The sequence below is a fragment of the Paenibacillus cisolokensis genome (assembly GCF_050481165.1).
GTDB classification, from domain to species: Bacteria; Bacillota; Bacilli; order Paenibacillales; family Paenibacillaceae; genus Paenibacillus_AH; species Paenibacillus_AH cisolokensis.
Window position 1 is genome coordinate 1 of sequence record NZ_JBCNFP010000134.1, and the last position, 20,406, is coordinate 20,406.

Annotated in this window: 11 protein-coding genes and 1 pseudogene; all 12 read right to left on the reverse strand. The window is 54.6% G+C overall.

All coding sequences use genetic code 11. The features are described 5' to 3' along the window. Positions 1 to 757 (reverse strand): annotated as a pseudogene (locus ABEV74_RS19580) (hypothetical protein); the annotation flags it as partial. Between the two features lie 292 nt (positions 758 to 1,049). Continuing rightward, on the reverse strand, positions 1,050 to 1,538 hold the full coding sequence (locus ABEV74_RS19585; protein WP_430148718.1) for a glycosyltransferase family protein: 489 nt from the start codon (positions 1,536 to 1,538) through the stop codon (positions 1,050 to 1,052). A gap of 274 nt (positions 1,539 to 1,812) precedes the next feature. Continuing rightward, a complete protein-coding gene (locus ABEV74_RS19590) occupies positions 1,813 to 2,541 on the reverse strand; it encodes a response regulator (protein WP_430148721.1) in 729 nt (242 codons plus the stop codon). Positions 2,542 to 2,543: 2 nt separating this feature from the next. Further along, positions 2,544 to 3,710, reverse strand: a complete 1,167-nt coding sequence (locus ABEV74_RS19595) for a sensor histidine kinase (RefSeq protein ID WP_430148724.1) — start codon at positions 3,708 to 3,710, stop codon at positions 2,544 to 2,546. A gap of 70 nt (positions 3,711 to 3,780) precedes the next feature. Next, a complete protein-coding gene (locus ABEV74_RS19600; protein WP_430148727.1) occupies positions 3,781 to 6,480 on the reverse strand; it encodes a stalk domain-containing protein in 2,700 nt (899 codons plus the stop codon). A gap of 179 nt (positions 6,481 to 6,659) precedes the next feature. Then, the gene (locus ABEV74_RS19605) at positions 6,660 to 11,027 is read right to left on the reverse strand and encodes an Ig-like domain-containing protein (protein ID WP_430148730.1); all 4,368 of its coding nucleotides are present in this window, start codon (positions 11,025 to 11,027) and stop codon (positions 6,660 to 6,662) included. A 295-nt stretch (positions 11,028 to 11,322) separates the two neighbouring features. Then, positions 11,323 to 12,432 carry an outer membrane protein assembly factor BamB family protein gene (locus ABEV74_RS19610; RefSeq protein ID WP_430148733.1) on the reverse strand — a complete coding sequence of 370 codons (1,110 nt, stop codon included), beginning with the start codon at positions 12,430 to 12,432 and terminating at the stop codon, positions 11,323 to 11,325. A gap of 161 nt (positions 12,433 to 12,593) precedes the next feature. Beyond that, entirely contained in the window at positions 12,594 to 13,796 is a 1,203-nt protein-coding gene (gene metK, locus ABEV74_RS19615; RefSeq protein WP_062490281.1) for a methionine adenosyltransferase, read from the reverse strand. 199 nt (positions 13,797 to 13,995) lie between these two features. Next, positions 13,996 to 14,265, reverse strand: a complete 270-nt coding sequence (locus tag ABEV74_RS19620; protein ID WP_062490279.1) for an alpha/beta-type small acid-soluble spore protein — start codon at positions 14,263 to 14,265, stop codon at positions 13,996 to 13,998. Between the two features lie 107 nt (positions 14,266 to 14,372). After that, entirely contained in the window at positions 14,373 to 14,900 is a 528-nt protein-coding gene (locus ABEV74_RS19625) for a hypothetical protein (RefSeq protein WP_235593334.1), read from the reverse strand. 93 nt (positions 14,901 to 14,993) lie between these two features. Further along, on the reverse strand, positions 14,994 to 17,519 hold the full coding sequence (locus tag ABEV74_RS19630; protein ID WP_430148735.1) for a hypothetical protein: 2,526 nt from the start codon (positions 17,517 to 17,519) through the stop codon (positions 14,994 to 14,996). 137 nt (positions 17,520 to 17,656) lie between these two features. Beyond that, complete coding sequence (locus ABEV74_RS19635; protein ID WP_430148738.1) at positions 17,657 to 20,287, reverse strand: S-layer homology domain-containing protein; 2,631 nt, start codon at positions 20,285 to 20,287, stop codon at positions 17,657 to 17,659. Positions 20,288 to 20,406 lie beyond the last annotated feature (119 nt).

The window sequence follows — 20,406 nt, forward strand, 5'->3', positions numbered from 1 at the left end:
GGCGCAGCCAGGCGAAGCGCGGCGCCGGCAGCGGCGCGATGGCCGGGCCGATGCGCAGCCGGCCGAGCAGCGCCGCCAGCTGCAGCGCCGGGGCTGCCGCATCGGCGCCGTCAACGCCAGCCGCGGCGAAGAGCGCCTGCGCTTCGCCGCTTAGCAGCGCACGGCCCCGGCAAAGCTCGGCCAGCCTGCAAGCTTGCGCCGTCAGCCGGCGGGCGTCGGCTATGCCGATCGGACCGCCGTTCGCCGCGTGCAGGCGCACATGGCCGGCCGGCTGCCGCGGGCGGTCCGGGCGTTCCGGCGGTATACCGGCCGGTTGCCGCGAACGCTCACGGCGCTCCGGTCTTAAAACCGGCAGCCGCCATCCGCTGTGCCGCAACAATCCGCCCCTCCGCTTGCGGCCGTTCTCCTCCATGTCTTCCCGCACCATCCGGGCAAGCTGTTCCGCCGCCGACCGCTCGTCCCACCCGCCGCCCGGCGAACGGGGCCACCGCTCGGCCAGGCCGGCCGCTTGTCCCAGCGGCAGCGGCTCGGACCAAAACAGGCACCGGCGCAACCGAGAAGGCAGCGGTTCATAGGCGATCGCGCCGGCATGAACCGCCGACCGGTCCGCGCTTGCGGACCGCGCGGCCGATGCATACCGGGCAGCCTCCTCCCGGAAGCCCGGCTCCAGCCAATAGGCCTTGTCGATTTCCGGCGCGACCGTCCACAACAATTGCGCCCGTCCCCGCTCCAGTACGACGTAGACTTCCGCTTTCACCTTGATCCCCCTCCCATAGCTTCCAAATCTTCCAAAGCTTCAAGAACACTTCTTTGTCCTCGGTATGGTATGCGATGTACCGTAAGCCGCTCCGCCGTCTCAAGCGCCTGCCATCAAAAAAAGCACACCGCAGGCCCGCCCTTCGGCGGCCGTACGGTGTGCTTCACTCGTACTCGCTATCCTATTTTATGCTTGCTATTATTATATCCTTCAGCGATGCCGCAGGCAATCCCGTCCGCGGCATTCGCGGCGCTCCCCGCGCGTTGCTTTCTGCCCGCCGTGCTCCGCCCGTCTACAGCGGCAGCTTCGACAAATCGGCCGGATTTCGCAAATCGACCAGTACCGCATGATCGCGCGCCGTCACGATGCCTTCCGCCTGCAGCATCCACATCAGATGCAGCGGTTCCACCGGCCTCATGCCAATCCTCCGCCGGATCGGCAGCTTGCGGAATTTTCCCGTTTCGTTCGTTCCATCCCGAACGCTCGCCGGCAGCACGGCCTTTTCGACATGAATGCCGCTTTTCGGGAAACGGTCGACGATCGCCATCGTTTCGTCGGTGGAGCCTTTGTCGACGACCGTTATTTTGACAGGTGTGCCGGATTTGCGCTCCAGACGGTGAAGCGAACGGATATACCATTCCATCGTTTGCTGATTATTGTCGGCCAGCAAAATAAAATGCCTTTGCTGCCGGGAACGGTTGCGAGACCATCGACGGAACAGATGAACCGATATTGCAGCCAAGATGTAGCAGCCGAGCACTCCAAACAATATCGTTATCATAGGACGGACACCTTCCTTGCGGCTGGGCAACCCAGCGCCATACTTGCCAGCGCCCCTTTCGCGTTTCCCCGCGTTTATGGCCGAGCAGCTTTATCGCATGGCGGCTCCTCGCCGGCTTTGTGCCAATATATGCAAATCTGGGCCCGGTGGTTCCGGACATGGACGGACAAAGCCGGTAAAAGGGCGAACCCGGCCGATGGTCCGGCATCATGAACAAAACGAGCTTTGCGGCACATATGCATCGCAAAGCTCGTTTCGTAGCGGCATGTATGAATCAAAGCGTAACCCAGCCGTATTTAATGGAATTAATGACCGCCTGCGTCCTGTCATCGACCTCCATTTTTTGTAAAATACTGCTGACATGGTTTTTGACCGTCTTCTCGCTAATAAACAAATATTCGCCAATCATTTTGTTGCTCTTGCCTTCCGCCATCAGCCGCAGCACTTCCGCTTCGCGGCGCGTCAACGGGTTGTTTTCCCCGGCCACAAATTTGACGCCCGACTCGCGTCCGGCCGCCACGCCCGACACAACGCCCATTTCGTCCAGATAGGTCATCCGCCTGAGCTGGTTGATCAGCTTGCCTGTCACCTTCGGATGTATATAAGCATAGCCGTTTACGACCGAGCGAATCGCATTGACGAGCGACTCCGCTTCCATATCTTTCAGCAGATAGCCGGTCGCGCCTTTGCGCAGCGTTTCAAACACATAGCTTTCATCGTCGTGGAGCGACAGTATGATCACTTTGATGTCCGGAAACATATTCCGCAGACGTTCCGTCGCCACCACGCCGTTTTCCACCGGCATATTAATATCCATCAATACGACTTCGGGCTGGGTATGATTGCAAAATTCCAGCACCTGAATGCCGTCGCTGCACTCGCCGATGACTTCCAAATCGTCTTCCATATTCAAAATGCGTTTCAGCCCTTCGCGGAAGAGCTGATGATCGTCGGCAATGAGCAGCTTGATTTTCCGCTTGCCGCCTGTAGCTTTCAGGTCCATCGTCATTTATGTCTCCTTTCGTTGTCCGCATTGATGGGGATGTGTATCGTAATTAGGGTCCCGCTACCGATATTTGACTCGATATCCATCCTCCCCTCCAGCAGCTCGACTCGTTCCCTCATCCCGATAAGTCCGAAATGAGAGCTGTTTTTCGACCGCGCTTCGACAAATTTGGTGTTGAATCCCGCACCGTTATCCTGAATGGAGATCTTGACCATCTGCGCCTGGTACTGCAGCTTCAACGAAACGTGCGAGGCGTGCGCATGCTTCATCACATTCGTGAACGCTTCCTGTACCAACCGGTAAATTCCCGCTTCCATAGCGGAAGGCAGACGGATCTCTTTCCCGATTGTTTCGAATGTGGAATGAATTCGAGTTTTTTCTTCAAAATCCTGCACGTATTTGCGAAGCGTGGGAACAAGACCCAAATCGTCCAGGGCCATAGGGCGCAAATTGAAAATGATCTTCCGGATTTCCTCCAGACCGGACCGAACCTGCCCTTTCAAATCTACTAATTCGTGCTTGACCATTTGCAATTCCTGCTTGTTCAGCATTCTTTCCGCAATTTCGGTCCTTAGCACTAAATTGGCCAGAGACTGGGCGGGACCGTCGTGTATTTCCCTCGCAATGCGCTTGCGCTCTTCTTCCTGGGCCAAAATGATTTTGAGGCCGATGAGCTGCCGATTTTTGGCGGATTCCAAAATCCGGGTCACCTGATTCAGGTCCCCGGACAAGTACTCCAGCACGACGTTGAGCTGCGAGCCGATCGTTTCGGCGCGCTCAATCGAGTTTTCGACAATTTTCACCCGCTTCTGCAAATCGTCACGGCGCGCTTTCAAATAATTCTCTTTTTCGCGATAAACGAGCAGGTCGAGCTGAAGCTGAGTGGCTTTGTCGTAAGCCGCCTTAATGTCGTTTTCATTGTAGCGGTCGAAATCGCGGCTCACTTCCGTCAGCCGAATGCGGGCAAGCCTGTATTCCTGCTCCAGACGATCGACCTTGTCGATCGTCTGGAGCGTTTCCTTGAGCACCTTGTTCAGTTCAGACTCGAGCGAACCCAATTCGGCACGGGCCGATTCGCATATTTCATATATTTGATATTTGCTTTCTTCCATCACGTTGATGGCGTTTTTGATCACACGGTCAATGTCCGTAATCCGATGGTCCACAGGGCTCTGCTACCTTTCTGCTTAAAGGGTACTTCCTTATGATACCATAATTCGCGGTCGGAGAAGCACTTCATTGGACGGTAATCTGTTTGGTTTTCTGGTCCCATTTTACTTCTAGGCCAAGCTGCTCCGAGACGAGCCGGATCGGGACCAAAGTGTATCCCGAACGGACCATCGGCTCTACCGCGCCCGTTTTGCGTACGCCGTTCAACAGGAATTCCTTGCTGCCAACAACCATCTCCAGCAGCTTGTCGCCGCGCAGCACCGTCACGCGCTTCTCCTTCTGATTCCAGTTCACCGTCCCGCCCATCGCGTCGGCGACGAAGCGGAGCGGCAAATAGGTAACGCCCTTCTCCGCGAACGGAGCGGCGCCGATCGATACCGGCTTGCCGTCCACGGTCGCCGTTTTGCTCCCAAGCGTCATTTTAATGACAGGGCGGCCGGGGTCCTGAATCGAGGACGGAAGCTGAACCTTGATATTATCGATCGCGATTTGTCCCGATTCCGCCCGCTCGTCCCTGCCTTCCTCGAGGCTGACGACGTAAATCCGCTTCAGCTTGACCGGATGGGCCATCCCGTACCCCGTCAAGTCGGCCCGCACTTCCTGCCAACCCGTCCAATCGATCGTTTTCTTCAAATCGACGAGATGCGCCTTGCCGTTCGCATCTATAAATTCCGCGCGCAGCCAGTTCAGGCTGCCGTCGCCGTATACATCCGCGGACAGAGCCGTAGGCGCGCCGGCGATCGTCACGCCGCTGCCGTTCAGCACCGCGTATGCCGCCCTCGTTCCTTTGCCGTTCGTGAAATCGTACGTCAGCTGCAGCGCCTTGGACGATTCGCGCCCAGGCAACCCGCTGACTACTTTCACGGTGCCGGTTACGCCGGATGTCGATTGGAACGTAATCGGGTACGCCACCTTCTCGAAGTTCTCGAAATCGGCTGAAGCGCCGCCTGCAGACAGCGTCAGCAGCGCCGAGAAGCCGTCATAGCGCGCGATGGCGTAGCCGTTCTTGACCCCTGCGCTCACTTTGCCGATGACGAGGTTGTCCTGCTGACGATTCGCCGTAAAGCCGATAAATTGCCAATCGATCGACTCCGGCGGTACCGTATATTGCCGCCCGTCCCGCAGCTTCACCGTGACAGGCACCGATATTTTCGCCCCTGTGGCCAACGTGCCTCCGCTCGTGCCGATCTTCATTTCCGCAATTTGATCCTGCCCGATCACTTCAACCGTATGCTTGCCCGATGCCGCACCCGACTTGGCCGTGATGACGGCTTGCCCCGGCTTCGTCGGGGTGAAGACGCCGTTTTTGAGCGATCCGATCGGTTTGTCGATGCTCCAGCTGGGCGTGACGTTGCCCGGATCGATCGGGTTGAAATACGTGTCGTAGCCTTTCAGACTGAACGAAACCTGCTGCCCGATGAACGCGACGCTCGGACCGCTCACGGCAATGCCGCGCAGCTGGCCTTGCGGAGCCGTCGTAAAGACGCCGATGCCGTTCGCGACGCTGCGCTGCGTATCGCCGTATTCCGTCGGATGGGCCAGCCGCAATCCGGTCTCGCCGAGCGGGCGTTCCACCATCGTCGTCGAACCGCCGCCGTCCAGGTTGACGCCCTTCCAGACGCCCAGCTGCACCAGCGCCTGCTGCAGCTCGGCCAGCGTCATGCCCTGGCTGCTTCCGTATTCTTCGACCGTAACCAGAAAGACGTGCCGGCCATCCTTGGAATAACCGACGGCCGACCGGGACCGGTCCGTCGCGCCGCTGATGCCGGAGATGCTCCGGGAGAATGAGGCGGGCTTGCCCTGATCGACCAAAATCGTATGGCCCCCGACCATCATGTCGAACGAGGCCGGATCGACCGGCTGGCCGCTCGTTCTCGATATGAGCCGGTAATCGGCTTGCAGCTGCTCGCCGATCCGCACATGATCGCGAATGAATTGCGCGGCTTTGCCGTGCGAGCGAAGTATGTATCCGTCGGCCGGCGGAGCCCCTCCGATCGCTTTGCCTTCCGAAATTTGCTCGACGATCCCGCCGCGGACCAGCACTTCGGTAGGCGTCGCGTATGCGGCATTCTTCGGTCGTTCGTTCCCCACCCATGCGCTGGTATACATATAGATCGTGTTGGCATGGCTGTAACCGTTGTCCGGCTCCGTCCGGTAAGTCGAATTGTTGATGCCGGCGAGCGGGAAGGAAGAACCGTCCGCGGCGGTAATGGAGCCCTCGAACGTATATATGTCGATCACCGGCTTCCGGTCTTTCGTGATGCCGAACATATACATGCCGTTCAGCTTCATCGGACTCGATACGAGCTGCCCTTGCGTCACTTGCGCTCCCATGGGCGATCCTTCCGTGCCGGTCACGAAGAAATCGGCATTGATTCCGCCCACGGCGCCGGCCGCTTTCGCCATGTTCATTACCGAGCTGAGCTTTCCGACAGTCCCTCCGCTGCCGCTGATCGCATCCAGCCGGACGTAAGGATGGGTCAGATCGACCCGGATAACGTGAACGTTCGCCTTCACCGGCTTGCCGCTTCTTGTCGATTCCCATACATAATCGATTCGCTCGGCGCCGGCCGTGATCATTTCCTGATGAATGACGGTCATCTTCATCGATGCCGCCGCAGCGGCCGCAACATACGGCGCCGTTCCGAAAAACGGAAGCAGTCCCGCCGCCGGCTGAAGCAGCAGGACGCCGCCAAGCGTAATGGCAACCAACGGTTTGGCGATTCGTCTGGCAAGATGAGTTTCGTATTCTGTTCGTTTTCGCATTCTGCTTGCAACTCTCCTATCTCTATTCTATTACTAATAGACTACGAGAGAGAGGAAAAGTTACGTTTCTTAAAAATTTTTTACCAAATTTCTCATCAAGATCAGACATAAGCAGCGGTCCCTGCCTCCCGGCTGTGCCGAAAGACAGGGACCGCTCATCCCAACTTTATGATCGAATACTAGTCATCGGCAAAGCCGATATAGTTCAGCATCCGTTTCACCATAACCGCCGCTTCCGCGCGCGAAGCATTCGAAAGCGGACTGAAACGGCCGCCCTGCATGCCTTCGATGATTCCCGCATACACCGCCTGCGCTACGGCCGTCGTCGCCCAGCCTCCGATCCGGTTGCGGTCGTTGAATCGCTGCAAATAAGCTTGCGCGCCTTGGCTCAACGTCACTTCGCCTTCGGCCGCCTCGATCGCCCGAATCATCATAACAGCCATCTCCTGCCGGGTAATCGGACTGTTCGGTTTAAAGTCGCCGCTCGGCGTTCCGATGACGATCGAAGCGTTGACGACCGCGCCGATGTAAGGCGCGAACGACGAGGCGCGATTGACGTCGCGGAACCGGTAGGCCGCCTCGCTGTCGCCGGGAAGGCCGAGCCCCCGCGCCAGGAACATGGTGAATTCGGCGCGCGTAATCGGTTCCGTCGGCGCGAACAGGGCCGATGTCCGGCCTTCGACAATATATTTGTTTGCGAGCAGCATGACATCGTTCCGCGCCCAGTGGTTGTTCATGTCCGAATATTCCACTCCGCCCCGCACGACCGCGTAGGAGCCGCTCTGCATATGCATGAACGTCACTTTCGTCGAAGAGCCGGATCGGGTTATTTTCGTCGGCACGTAGCCGAGCTTGGCGGTCGCCGTATCCATTCGGACGACCGCCGTCTTCAACGGATCGGCCGTCGTCGGAAGTTCGACCGTACGGGTGACATACTTCTCGAAACGATCCAGCGTACGGACCACTGTTCCGTTCGTCACCGCCGCTTCGAAATATAACGGTCCTCCGACCAGCTGCCCTTTGGAGCGGACGATGTCCGATAGCAGCGTCCCCGTCGGCGCGGTCGAGGAATTATCGAGCCGGAGGAGCAGGTGCCCGATCGCACCGCCCGCATTCAGCATGTCCGCCGTCTTTTTGAAATCGATCGCTTTCAGCGGTATTTCCTGCGACATCTTCCCGTACACAATGAGCAGCGACGCCTCCTGCGATTGATTCCGCGCCGACTCCAGCGCGCTGAGCGGAACCGCTACGATGCCGGACATCTCTGTGGCCGGTATCTCGAAGACAAGACGCGGCGTCGTCCCGGATGTTCTGGCCGTCTGGTACGCGCCGAGCACCTTTTCGGCCAGCAACGTATAGCGGATGGCGGCGCGTCCCGCTGCCGACGTATCCGTCGACGTTACCGCCGTCGACGTGCGCAGCATGATCCCGCCATCGGCATACTTTTCGTAATCGGTCGGCAGAATGGAGCCTCCGCCTCCTGCGGACAGATTGACTGCCGTAACCTGGGTGAAGCTTTCCACCCATTCGCCCGATGCCGTCATCAAGCCGTTGGTACCTTTGCTGTAGCTGACGGTCACCGTATCGCCCGCGCTTGCCGGATTGTAGAGCGTCAGCGTCACGATTTGCCCGCTCACCGACACTTGATAGACCGACTGCAGCGTATTGCCGTACCGGACGGTGAATTGGCTGCTCGACGGCACATAGCTGCTGTTTAGCGGCTGCTGGAAAACGAGCGTCATCGTATTGCCTTGAATATAGGCGCTGCCCAACTGTCCGGTATTCGCTTCGACAGTCCCGGACATGCCGTTAAAGCCGGCGGCCGCATTGCCCGCCATATCGGCGATGGGAGGATATCCCGGCACATAGCTGACCGTAATCGTCTGCCCGGCCGCGACCGCTTGCGAGATGGTCAGAATGACCTGGCTGTTCTTGATTTCCACCGTCTGCACCGTGCGGGCGGAGCCGCCGACAACGACGGAGAACTGCCCTTTGGACGGAACAGAAGACGGATTCAGTCCTTCGTCATACGTCAGCGTCACTTTCGTCCCGCTGGCCTTCACCGATTGGATGACGGGCGGACGGTTGTCGAGCGCGTTGCGGACATAGAAATGGCTGAATGACGGTACGGCATTCCCTACCCGGTCGCGCAACGGATAAGAGCCTGCCGAATAGGACACCGACACCGCCTTTCCTTCCGAGAACGTACCGCTTACAACCAAGGTAAGCACCCGGCCGGAGACGGAAGCCCGAATAACGCTTCTGCCAGAGCCGGCCTCATAGACTTGAAATTGACTATACGCAGATTCGTGTAAAGAAGCCAGATTCTCATTAAACGTAATGGTGACTTCGCTGCCGTTCACCTGACCGCTTACCGGTCTCGGCAGCAACGCATCCTGCGCATATTCGACCTGACGGTTGGCAAATCCGGAAGCGGCATTTTCCGACAGGTCGCGCAGCGGCTTCGTTCCCGGCGAATAGGACAGCTTAACCGACTGTCCGAATACGACGCCGCTTTCCAGCGCCAGACGAACGGTCGAGCCGTCGATCGCCACATCAATTACGGTGCGGGGCAAATCGTTCACCGTTGCGTAGTAATTGGCCGGGAACGGGACCGATCCGGCGTCGAGCGGCTCGTTGTACGTCAACAGGATGGTGGCCGCTCCGGCCATCTCCAGCTTGGTCAGCGTCGGCGGCGATTTGTCCGAGCCGATCGTGCGGAACGCCCACCGGTATTCGTTCAAAATGCCGGCAAACGCATTGCCCGCCATATCCGTCACCGTTCCGGGCGCGATTTCGACGTAATAAGCCGTTGCCGGCTGGAGCGGCTGATCCGGCGTAATGACAAGCTTGGACGGTTGGTTCGGATCGACCGCCGCTACAGCGGAAATCCGGTCGGCCGAGCCCGGACGGCAAATAAATACCGATCCGGTCGCCTTGCCGGCCGGAATGGCGATCGGTTCGTTGAATATGGCCGTCAGTTGACTGTCCGTCCGCATGCTGTTGGAGCCGTTCTCCGGAGACAACGACAGAATGGAAGGCGCCGACGTATCTTCCGTGACGGCAAACCGCCACGTATTTCGATCGCCGGAAGGAATACCGGCGTATGTGTTGCCTGCCGCGTCGCGGAACGCCCGGCTTCCGATCTCCACATAATAAGTGGTGTTCTGTACGAAGGCGGCCCCCGGATCGATTGTGATTTGTCTTGTTCCGCCGCCGGTCACATTGCTTGCCGTAACCGGAATGGATGCGAATGTCATATCGTTGGCAGCGTTGCGAATGACGATGCTGCCGCTGCCCGGATATACCGGCTCGTTGAACGTCAATGTCAGCTTGCCGTTTGCCGAGCCGAACGATCCTCCGGGAACCGGGCTGTATTTTTCAACGAACGGACGCTCCGTATCGACTCCCGGTTTGGTTGTAAACGTCCAGACGGCCGCATCCGAAATGCCCTGGAACGCAATCTGGTTCGTCGCCGCATCGCGGAAAGCGTCGCTGTCGATCAGGACGTAATAGGAAGTGCCGTAAGCGAGCGTCCCCGGCGAAATGATGACGACATTGCCCTCGGTCCGTACCAGCCCCGAATTGACCGGAATGTCGATCGAGCTGTTGTCGGCTGTCTTTTTAATGCGGATCGCCGCATTCGATCCAGACGTAATGCGCACGTTCCGATCCAGCGTCAGACGGAGCTCGGCCCTCGGATCGGCATCCTGGCTGTTATTCGACGGTTCCAGACGTTGAATGGCCATCGGATTGTTGGCGGTTGTAAACGACCATCCCGAGGTGCCCGAGAACGAATTGCCCGCTCCGTCCTGGAACGCTCCGGCGCTCACCGTCACTTCGTATCGGGTATTCGGCTCAAGCGCCTCATTCAGCGCAATCGTCACGTTATCCGTACCGCTGCCCCGTACGCCGGCCGAGGTGACGCTGATCGATTGCGCTTCTCCCGTCGCCGTGTTGCGGATCGTAATGAAACCGCTGGAGGCGTATACTTTCTCGTCGAAACGAATCGTCAGCGGGCCGAGTACCGGCGCGTTCGCACCTAGCGGCGACATGGCTACCGCCGCCGGCGCCTTCGTATCGGCTGCCGAAACCGAGAAATTCCAGGCCGTGGCGCTCGAAATGCCCGGGTAGTTGAATCCGCTGTCGCTTCGAAACGCACCTTCGTCAATCAACACATAATAGCTCTCGCCGTCAATCAGATTGTTGGTAGGGTCGATGATGACCTGATTTTGCAATGCTCCCGCGCCGATCGTTACCCGATTGCTCGAAGCGATCGGGAACGACTCGACGACCGTATTGTCGCTCGTCTTGCGTATCGTGACCGACGCGGAGCCGGTTCCCGCCCTGATCTTCTCGTCAAATGTCAATACGAGATTCGTATTGGCGGGAACGTTCTCGGCGTTATCGGCCGGACTGACATGGACAAGCGCGGGATGTCCTCCGGCCGCTTCGGCCGCCGGCGTTTCTCCCGCGAATAGGACCGCGTTCTGCACCAGCAGTGCGGCCACCAGCATTCGGATCATAAAACGGCGAATCCGGATCAATGCTTCTCACTCCCTCTACACACTCGTACCGTTATTGTCGGTATTTTCCTGCTAATAGTTTAGAGCGGGAGGAAAAAAGGGAATGGCGCATGCAAAAGGCATTGGGGAGCTGCCGGGTAGCATGCACCCTTTAGAATAGACATTGGAAAAACCTTTGGTTAATCCGATGAATTCTAAAGGGTGCATTTTCATGGCGAAAAAAGGGGGTGAAGTTCTTACTACAAAACAAATTGGGAGATTCGGCTGCCCGATTCGCTTATCCTGTACAAATAACCGTTACCATTATAACGATACTCTACATCGCCGTATCCAGCGGAAATTCGTACAATGTTTTCAAAGTTGCCGGGTTTACGATCAGTTGCCGATCGTTCATCCGAACCAGCAGCTTTTGATCCGCCGCTTTCCATAGCGTGAACATAGGAGCTTCATGCTGCACGACAAGTTTTCTCTTCGTTACTAAACCGCCCTTTGCATTGTAAAATCGGAGTTCATTGCTTCCGAATACGGCGAATCCGCCTTTTGCCGATTCGACATCCGCATTGCCCGCAATGGAAAGACGCCACTGTGCTTTCCCTTTGGCATTCACTGCGACAAGCTGATTTCCCTTTTCCGGGATATTGACCCGGAACATCACGTTCCCGCCATCCAATGTCCATACCGCTTCACTAATATCCGTATACGCTCTTGCCGGAAAAGAATGAGAGAAAACGTGGCCTAGCTTCGAATTGTAAAAATCGGCCCGAATCTTTTGATAAGCCCCCTTCGAATCTTTGGCAGAAAATTCAACCTGCGAAACAATGTATTGGCCGTCCACAACGCTGTAGATATCTCCAATCGTTTTTTTGCCGATCTGCTTACCGCTTGCGTTGTAGCTGTAAACCCAATTCGCCGTTTTTCCGGACGAGTCCCGCTTGTCTCGGTCGATCAGCAGCAAAGTACCGTCTCGCATCATATAGAGTTCATCCGCCTCCGGCACCTGAATTATCCATTTGGCTTTGCCGGACGCATTCACCGCAAACAGCTTGTTGCCGGTTACATCACTCACCATTGCATATACGGCGCCGTCTGAACCGTAGACTAACGGACTTGTCGATAATGGATAAGGCGTTCCTTTCTCATAGAAGGTATAGCTCCACTTCTTCTTTCCGCTGTTAACGTCTACAGCTGTTAAGACTACTACCGGCCATACTTTCGTTGCGCTGGCCACTTCACCGCTGGATACGAGATAGGCAGTATTTTTATAATGGTAGGGCGTTTCAATAATCTGACCGGCCCCTTTCCATTCCCATACCGGAACGGGAAGCACCGGGTTCGATTGCGCACTGACAGGTTTTGCGATCATGGCGCCAATTATGGCGATCAGTACCCATGCAATGCATTTGTTCACATATTTTTTGAATGTCAATGTTAATCCTTTATAATGTCCAACACTAACATATATCGGTGTTTTTCGTGCTTTACGATAGATTGGTATTCATCGTTTCGGACAAATAAAAGGGCCGCTCGGGAAAAGATATCCCGAACGGCCCTTCATATCAGGGGCATAATATATTCGGCAATGCCGGATCAGGCCATAGCGTCTGCTTTGAGCTTGTCGGCTTTGTCCACGCGTTCCCATGGCAGATCGATGTCGGTGCGGCCGAAATGACCGTATGCCGCGGTCTTGCTGTAGATCGGACGGCGCAAATCCAGCATTTTGATAATGCCGGCAGGCCGCAGATCGAAGTTGTTGCGGATAATTTCCACGAGCTTCTCATCGGATACTTTGCCGGTGCCGTACGTGTCGACATTGATCGATACCGGATTGGCAACCCCGATCGCGTATGCGAGCTGAATTTCGCATTTATCCGCCAGTCCTGCGGCAACGATGTTTTTGGCCACGTAGCGGGCCGCATAAGCTGCGGAACGGTCGACCTTCGTCGGATCTTTGCCAGAGAAAGCCCCGCCGCCGTGACGGGCGTAGCCGCCGTACGTATCGACAATGATTTTGCGGCCTGTCAGACCGGCATCCCCTTGCGGTCCGCCGATCACGAACCGGCCTGTCGGATTAATGAAGTATTTGGTTTCGTCGTCCAGCCATTCCGTCGGCACGACAGGCGCAATGACATGCTCGCGAATATCGCGTTGAATTTGCTCCAGCGTTACCTCTTCCGCATGCTGGGTCGAGACGACAATCGTGTCGACACGAACCGGCTTGCCATCCACATATTCGATCGTTACCTGGGTTTTGCCATCGGGCCGGAGGTAGTCAAGGGTGCCGTCCTTGCGCACTTCCGACAGGCGACGGGCAATACGGTGCGCAAGCGCGATCGGCAGCGGCATCAATTCAGGCGTTTCGTTCGTTGCGAAGCCGAACATCAGTCCCTGGTCGCCGGCGCCGATGTTTTCACTCTCCTGGCTCACGTCTTTGCCGTCCCGGCTTTCCAGCGCCGCGTTTACACCTTGCGCAATATCGGCAGACTGCTCGTTGAGCGATGTCAAAACTGCGCAAGTACTCGCATCAAATCCGTATTTGGCGCGCGTATAACCGATTTCCTTGATGGTGCGGCGCACAATCGCCGGTATATCGACATAATCGGCGCGGCTGCTGATTTCGCCAATGACCAGCACAAGACCGGTGGCCACCGAAACTTCGCAAGCGACGCGCGCATAAGGATCGACCTCCAGGAAAGCATCCAGCACCGCATCCGAGATTTGGTCGCAAATTTTATCCGGATGGCCTTCTGTGACCGATTCCGACGTGAACAGGTGTCTGCCTTTCACCGACATCCGTATCTACCTCCTACAGCCTTAGTATGGGATAAGGGCATTGCTCTTACACAAAAAATGAACCTTTTCCGAAGTGGAAAAGGTTGTTTGACCACGCTTCTAGGACATTATAATACCCCAACTGTCGCTTGGTGTCAACGGATAGCGGTTGACGGCACTTCCATCAATTTTTTCTGTAAATTTTTTCTGTATTTCGATACTATCTGCTGCCGTTAAGCAATTGCTCGGCTTGTTGGACAAGCCGTTTCGTAATATTGCCGCCGATGTATCCGGCATCCCGGGTTGTAATGCTGTCCCATTGGACGCGTCCGTATCCGCTGTTTGCAGATGTACCCAATTCGCCGGCAAATTCGGTATCGAACGACGCTTGCGACACCAGTCCAAGCTCAGCGGCCAGTTCATATTTCATCTGATTCAAGGCTTGCCGGCATTCCGGAACGACAACTTGATTCGAAGAGCGTCGAGCCATCTTTCATGCACCTCCGGGTTGATTTCATGATAAGGGGAGTGGCATTATTGTGCTCGGCCTCACGCTCTTCGAAGCGTATAACTTGTTGTCAATAAGGGTAAAAATAACTACGGCAAAGTTTTCAAATCGTATCCGCCGCTGATAATGACGGTCAAGTTGCCGTTAAAGCCGGGGGCAGTCGTCACTCCGCGTCCGCCCCGCGGGAACAGGATCAGATGGTTTTCCGGCACCGCCTTGCCGTTCGTCAAATCGATACCATCCGTTACATCGGCAATCCCGTTCTTGTCTGGTGAATACGCAACGGCCTTGCCCGAACGGACGACGGCTTGCGCTCCCTCATGCGCGATCAGCGTCTTTCCTTTTTTGACGACGACAACCTGAAAAGCGGCACCCTGCCCGTTAGACGGCTCGGTCGTTCCGCCGCCTCCCGTTCCTCCTCCGGACTGGCCGCCCAATGCGGCCAGACGTTGATCGACATAGCTCTTCGTCACGACCGGATCGTCCACCGATCCCGGAACGGCTGCGCCGCCTCCTACATCGGCGGAAGACGGCCACTTCGTTCCGATCCACAAACCGGTTCCGAGAATGACAATTGCGGCGGCCAGTCGTATCGTCTGCTGTTTCATACGCAACATGCTAACCCCTTCCGTCTGCCATATAAATCTAGCATACTTCATTCCGGCAGAGCGGTCTACCTTGTTCTAGCCAATAAATCGGCGATTCCTCTATCAATCTTCCGTCGTGAACCAGGTCAGTTCTTTCGAAGCGATCAAGAGCTTGGTATCCTGGAATACTTCGTAAATGTTCAGCTTGTATTTTTTATAATCCGAAATTTTACTCTGCACTTCCGGATCGGCGAACGTGATCGTCAGCGGCACATTTGTACCTTTCTTTAACATTTCCTGACCTTCCGCCTCTTTGTCAATCGTAAATGTTTTGCTATAGGTTACCTGGTGGGAGTCCTGATTGACAAATTCGATCATAATTTTGCGTTCGCCGGCAATCACATCGTACTCTTCGTTTTGCGTCAATGTATATTGGGTTGACAAATCGATGCCTTCAACCGTAAAGCCGGATATTACTCTCAACTGAGCGCGTATTTTTTGGAGTGAGAGCTCGTGACCGGCCAAAGCGATGTTTTTCAGATCGGTATCGATACCGGTATCGCCGCTGCCTGACAGGGAGTAGGAGACGGGCTTCACGATAACCCGTTCGGCGACAGGCGCCGGTTTGCCTTCCTGCGGCGTTCCGGTACCGGCAGCTTCCACACCTTGACCGATAAACAGCTTGTAATTCGAAATGTCGAACTGGCTCGGCAGTTTCGCCCATGCCGAAATCAAGATTTTGCCGCCGGGCATCAGTTTTCCGCTTGTTTCAGAGAATTGGACCGGCACCACTTGACCGCTCGCATCCTGCACATAACCGCCAAGCTGTGCAATATTAGCCGCTCTCGCTTCCTTATTCGTCAAGACAAACTCTGAGTAAAAATGTCTTGTCTTCTCGCCCTCGAATATAACGGAACGAAGCAGAGTCGCGTTTGCTTTCTTCCCGATATTCGTAATTTCATAAGCTCTTGTAACGCCGTATGCCGGTACTTCACTCAACTTCTGACCTGTAAACCGGTACAGATTTTTCGCCGGTTTGTCTTGCACAGGTTCCGTACTTACAAAGGACACGCTATTGATTGTAGTCGTATACGGAATTTTCGTATAGACGGCATAATTGTAGGTCGCTTTGGGCGCGATCGTGATCGTGTCATCCAGACTGATCGTCTTGTAATCGCCTTCCACTTTCACGCCGTTAACCATAAAGTAACCGCTCAGATTTGGAATCTTTTGCGATTCGTTGCTTTTGTTCGTCACGGTGATATCGGCTACGAGCATATCGCTGTCCTGAAGCGGAGAACGCTGAATACTATTCAATTTGATCTCGTACTTTTCGTCATAGACGAAAGAACTGCTGAGCGATCCTTCGCTCGGAGCCGACGATTGCGAGACCGTTTTGTAGTTTCCGATGACGTATCCTTTGTCCTTTTCCGTCGCTCCCATTCTCAGTTCGATCGTGGCATCTTTCAACTGCGCCTCGTCGGGGATCTGACCGGTTAGTTCCAGCTTTTTCTCGATATTCGGCAGCAGCTTCCCGTTCTCTTCTTTTGAATAAGTGAGCGGATAGCTTACATAGCCTTTCGTATGCAAAATAAATTCCAGATTCGGCGTGTCAATCGAATTCGAACCGATGTTTTTCAGTTTGAAATCAATAGTCAATCCGTATCCATCGTCATTTTCCGTAAGCACGGCAGCTCCGACCGACGTGCGAATCGGCTGCCCGCTCATGTACACGGTACGCGCTTTGCCGTAAGCCAACGCGGCGGCCGGTTTGACGGACGGCAAAGCATAGACGCCCAAAGGCAATTGCACCTTGCTCGCTTCATCGTTCAATGCCGCGACGATCGACAACGGCTTGCGGGCAACCGACTTTGGAAGCGTCACATTCAACGTCACGATCTTCCGCTCTTTCGGTTGAATGACCATCTGCTCCAAATCCGGTGCGTTGACGGTATAGACGGACATGCTTTCGGTCTGAACATAAAACTTCAATGCGGATACGTTAGCCGCTTGCAAGCCTGAATTTTCGAGCAGGAAGTTGATCGTCATATATGCACTGCTTTTATCTTCCGTAATGAAAGCCTGCTTCACTGCGGAACGGATTTTTGTGTTCTGGAAGCGCATCGTTTTAGCCTTGAATGCGCCTACTTTGTCCGTTGCATTGCTCGGAGCCGAAATCGTTCCCAATGAGCGCTCGTAATTGGCTGCGCTGAAATCCCATTTTATCGCCTGAAACTGCAGATCGGACAACTTCGTGCCGGAATCTACAACGGCGTAGTACGTTAACGTTTCCGTCGTCTTTGCCGGAACGAATGTTTTCTCTTTGTCCGATTCCACAAGCGTTGCTTTAAAAACTTTGCCGTTTTTCGTTTTTACCCGAATCCAATAGTCGATCAAATTAAGCGGGCGCGAGCTGTTGTTCGTTATGTAAACGTTAAAAGCCAGCACTTTCCCTTTTTCCTGCATCAGGAAATGAGCATCTCTTACGGATAAAACACTCGTCGAATTAAGCCGGACATATTGCGACGAGATCGATTTCTGAACTGCAGCCGCCTGCGCTGTCTGCGGAATTATAACTGGAGTGCTGGAAAATAACATTGCCGAAGCGGTAACGGTGACGACCCCATACTTCAACCACCTATGATTCACGAATCATTCCTCCTGTACGTTTCTACTATGTTAGACGTATGAGGGGTTATGATTGTTTCGAGAATTATGCAAAATTTGCTTGTTTATGTATATAAAAAAGCAGAGACCCTGGGGTCTCTGCTTTTTTGAGTTACAAATTACTCGGCGGTAACTTCAAGGGAAGCCGTAGCCGTAGTGCCGTTCGACGTTACGTAAGTCAGCGTCGTCGAGCCTTTCTTCACGCCCGTTACCGTCAGACCGCTCGTCGTTGCCACAGCAGTGTCACCCGAAAGCAGGACGCCAGCCGTTGCGTAATCAACGCCGTATTGGTCTTTAACTTCCACTTGAACCGTAATCGTTTTGTCTTTAGCAACTTTGTATTCAGCTTCTTTGAATTTAGCGGTAGTTGCAACCGGAGCTGCATCAGAAACCGTTACAGAAGCTTCGGCAACTTTATTGCTGCCTACATAAGCTGCAATAGTAGACGTACCGGCTGCTTTACCTACGATTTTGGAAGCGTACGAATCAACAGCCACTACACCCGGAACGGAGCTCGTTACGAAGTCCGGAGTCGACTTCACCAGTGCTACTTGCGTATCGCCGATTTTGCCGACCAGCTCAACAGTCTTCGCATACTTGCTGTCGAAACCTTGATCTTTATTGCCATAGATCGTGCCTACGGATTTGATCTCATAGGTTTTAACGTCGCTAGCTTTGACAACCGTTACGCCAACTTCCAGCGGAGTTGCATTTTGTACGGCCGTGTACTTGATCGTCAGCGTCGTGCTGCCTTCTTTGACAGCTACGAGACGTCCGTTCTCGACTTTGGCGATCGAAGCGTCAGCAGTCTCAATCGTATAAGTACCGTCCGTCACATTCTTCGTGCGGCCATATTGGTCAACATACGTGATGTTGTCCTTGTCAAACTCAACGCTTGCACCTTCAACCAGCGTCGTCAGAACGTCTTTTACGCCGTTCAGAGCTTGGAATTCGGAAGCTTTCAGAACGTCCAGTTGCAGTTGAGAAGTGGTGAAACCATTAACGACAACCAGAACATTCGTCATGCCGTGACCGGCAAACTTGAACAGCAGTTCACCTTTGCCGTTGATCTTCGGATAGCCAGCCGCAAATTCTACAGCCGACAGGAAACGAACTTTGTCAAGCGAAACTTCTTTCGGATCGATAACCGCGCCGAACGAATCTACAGCCTCGAACGGAACGACTACTTCTTCACCGGATACAACGAAAGAGTTCGGGTTGCTCAGCTTCAGTTCTTTCACTTCAGCCGGGTTAACGATATTAACCGTGACAGAAGCATAAGCGTTAGCTACAGCAGCATTCGTTGCGGTAATTGTGACAGTTCCTGCTTGAGTTGCTTCGAACGTTACTTTGCCGTCTTTGTCAACCGAGAAGTTGTCGACTGCGCCAGTTCCGCCGGCATAGAACGTGATACCGTCCAGAGCAAAGAAGTTGTTTACTACTTTTTTCGGTGCCGTGGTAGCGTTCAGCTTGATTTCTTGACCATATTGATCCGTCAGCTTGATCGGCAGAACCAGGCCTTTGTCACCAACGGTGATGCGAGTTTTATCTTTCAGCGGTTGAACTTCGCCGATTTCGATCTTCGTTGCGGAGCTTGCCGTAACAACTTTGTATTGTTTGGAAGCATACAGACCGTTCACATTGGTTGCCGTAACGACGATGGTATCGTCAACTTTGGCAACATCGTCCGAAGCCAGGTTTACTTTCCCTGCGCTTACCGGAATGCTGATGCCTTTCGTTGCGTTGAATGCCGTAACGGTAACCGTAGCGAACTTGATTTCTTCGCCGAACTGGTTCAGCGTTTTGACGCGCAGATCCTGGTTGTCGGCTTTTTGCAGCGTCGGAGCGCCGATTTCGATCGAAGCGGCACGCTCTTTCTCCGTCTTAACCGTCAGCGGATCGAAACCTTTAACGTTTACCGTCAGGTTGCCTTCCGGCAGGTAGCTTGCAGTCAGAGCAACAGATTTGTTGTCTTCTGCATATTTAGCGGTAACAGCAATCGTATTATTGCCATTCTTCACTTCGAACGTCAGATCTTTCTTCTCGTCGTCCGTCAGCGCTTTGCTGAATTCGACAGTGATCGTTTTAGCGCCCGTTTGAGCGGCTTTCGTGATCGTCGTTTTATGCTTTTGCACGAATACTTCGTACGAAGCGTCGACGAGTTGGCCACGAGTAGCGTTAGCCGTGTAGTCGGACTGTTCCGGGATGAATCCGGCTTCGATAGCCGCAGCTACGTAACCTTTCGCCCAGTTGCTGACCGTACCTTTTACTTCTGCATTGGATTGTTGCAGACCGCTGGACAGAACGATCGTTTTAGCCAGTTGTTCAACCGTTACTACGATCGTCGGACCGAACTTGCCGCCGCCGATACCGTTCATCAGACCTGCATCGGATACAGCACCAATGTGTGCGCGCGCCCAGTGGTTAGCGGACACATCGGAGTATGTAGCCTTGGCGTTGTTCAGGTCCAGGCCGTTCAGCAGAGCCAGCACTTTCGCGAACTCCGCGCGGGTCATGTCGTTCTCGAGACCAGCGCTTCCGTCCGGATAGCCGGTGAAGATGCCAGCCTCTTTCAAGGCATCGAACTTTTGTTGCGTAGTCAGCTCAGCCGCGGATGCCATAGATGCGAACATGGAGAACACCATGGCAATGGCTACGAGCAAAGACAAACTTTTCTTCATAACCTTTTTTTCTCCTCCTCTGAATTGCTTCAGTTGTTGTGTGGAAATAGGATTGCTCGTTTCCCTCATCTGCCGATTCACCTCCTTCCCAGAGTAGAGCAATATGATGATATAAATGATGTCTGCAATCATGCTTTAACCCTTGTAAGAACATGTCGCAGAAACTTGTAAATGCAGGTAGAAAAATG

Excerpts from the sequence above, each read along its gene's own strand:
- ABEV74_RS19585 (WP_430148718.1), bottom strand. The coding sequence starts at position 1,538 with ATGATAACGATATTGTTTGGAGTGCTCGGCTGCTACATCTTGGCTGCA.
- ABEV74_RS19590 (WP_430148721.1), bottom strand. The coding sequence starts at position 2,541 with ATGGACCTGAAAGCTACAGGCGGCAAGCGGAAAATCAAGCTGCTCATT.
- ABEV74_RS19600 (WP_430148727.1), bottom strand. The coding sequence starts at position 6,480 with ATGCGAAAACGAACAGAATACGAAACTCATCTTGCCAGACGAATCGCC.
- metK (WP_062490281.1), bottom strand. The coding sequence starts at position 13,796 with ATGTCGGTGAAAGGCAGACACCTGTTCACGTCGGAATCGGTCACAGAA.
- ABEV74_RS19620 (WP_062490279.1), bottom strand. The coding sequence starts at position 14,265 with ATGGCTCGACGCTCTTCGAATCAAGTTGTCGTTCCGGAATGCCGGCAA.
- ABEV74_RS19625 (WP_235593334.1), bottom strand. The coding sequence starts at position 14,900 with ATGTTGCGTATGAAACAGCAGACGATACGACTGGCCGCCGCAATTGTC.
- ABEV74_RS19635 (WP_430148738.1), bottom strand. The coding sequence starts at position 20,287 with ATGAGGGAAACGAGCAATCCTATTTCCACACAACAACTGAAGCAATTC.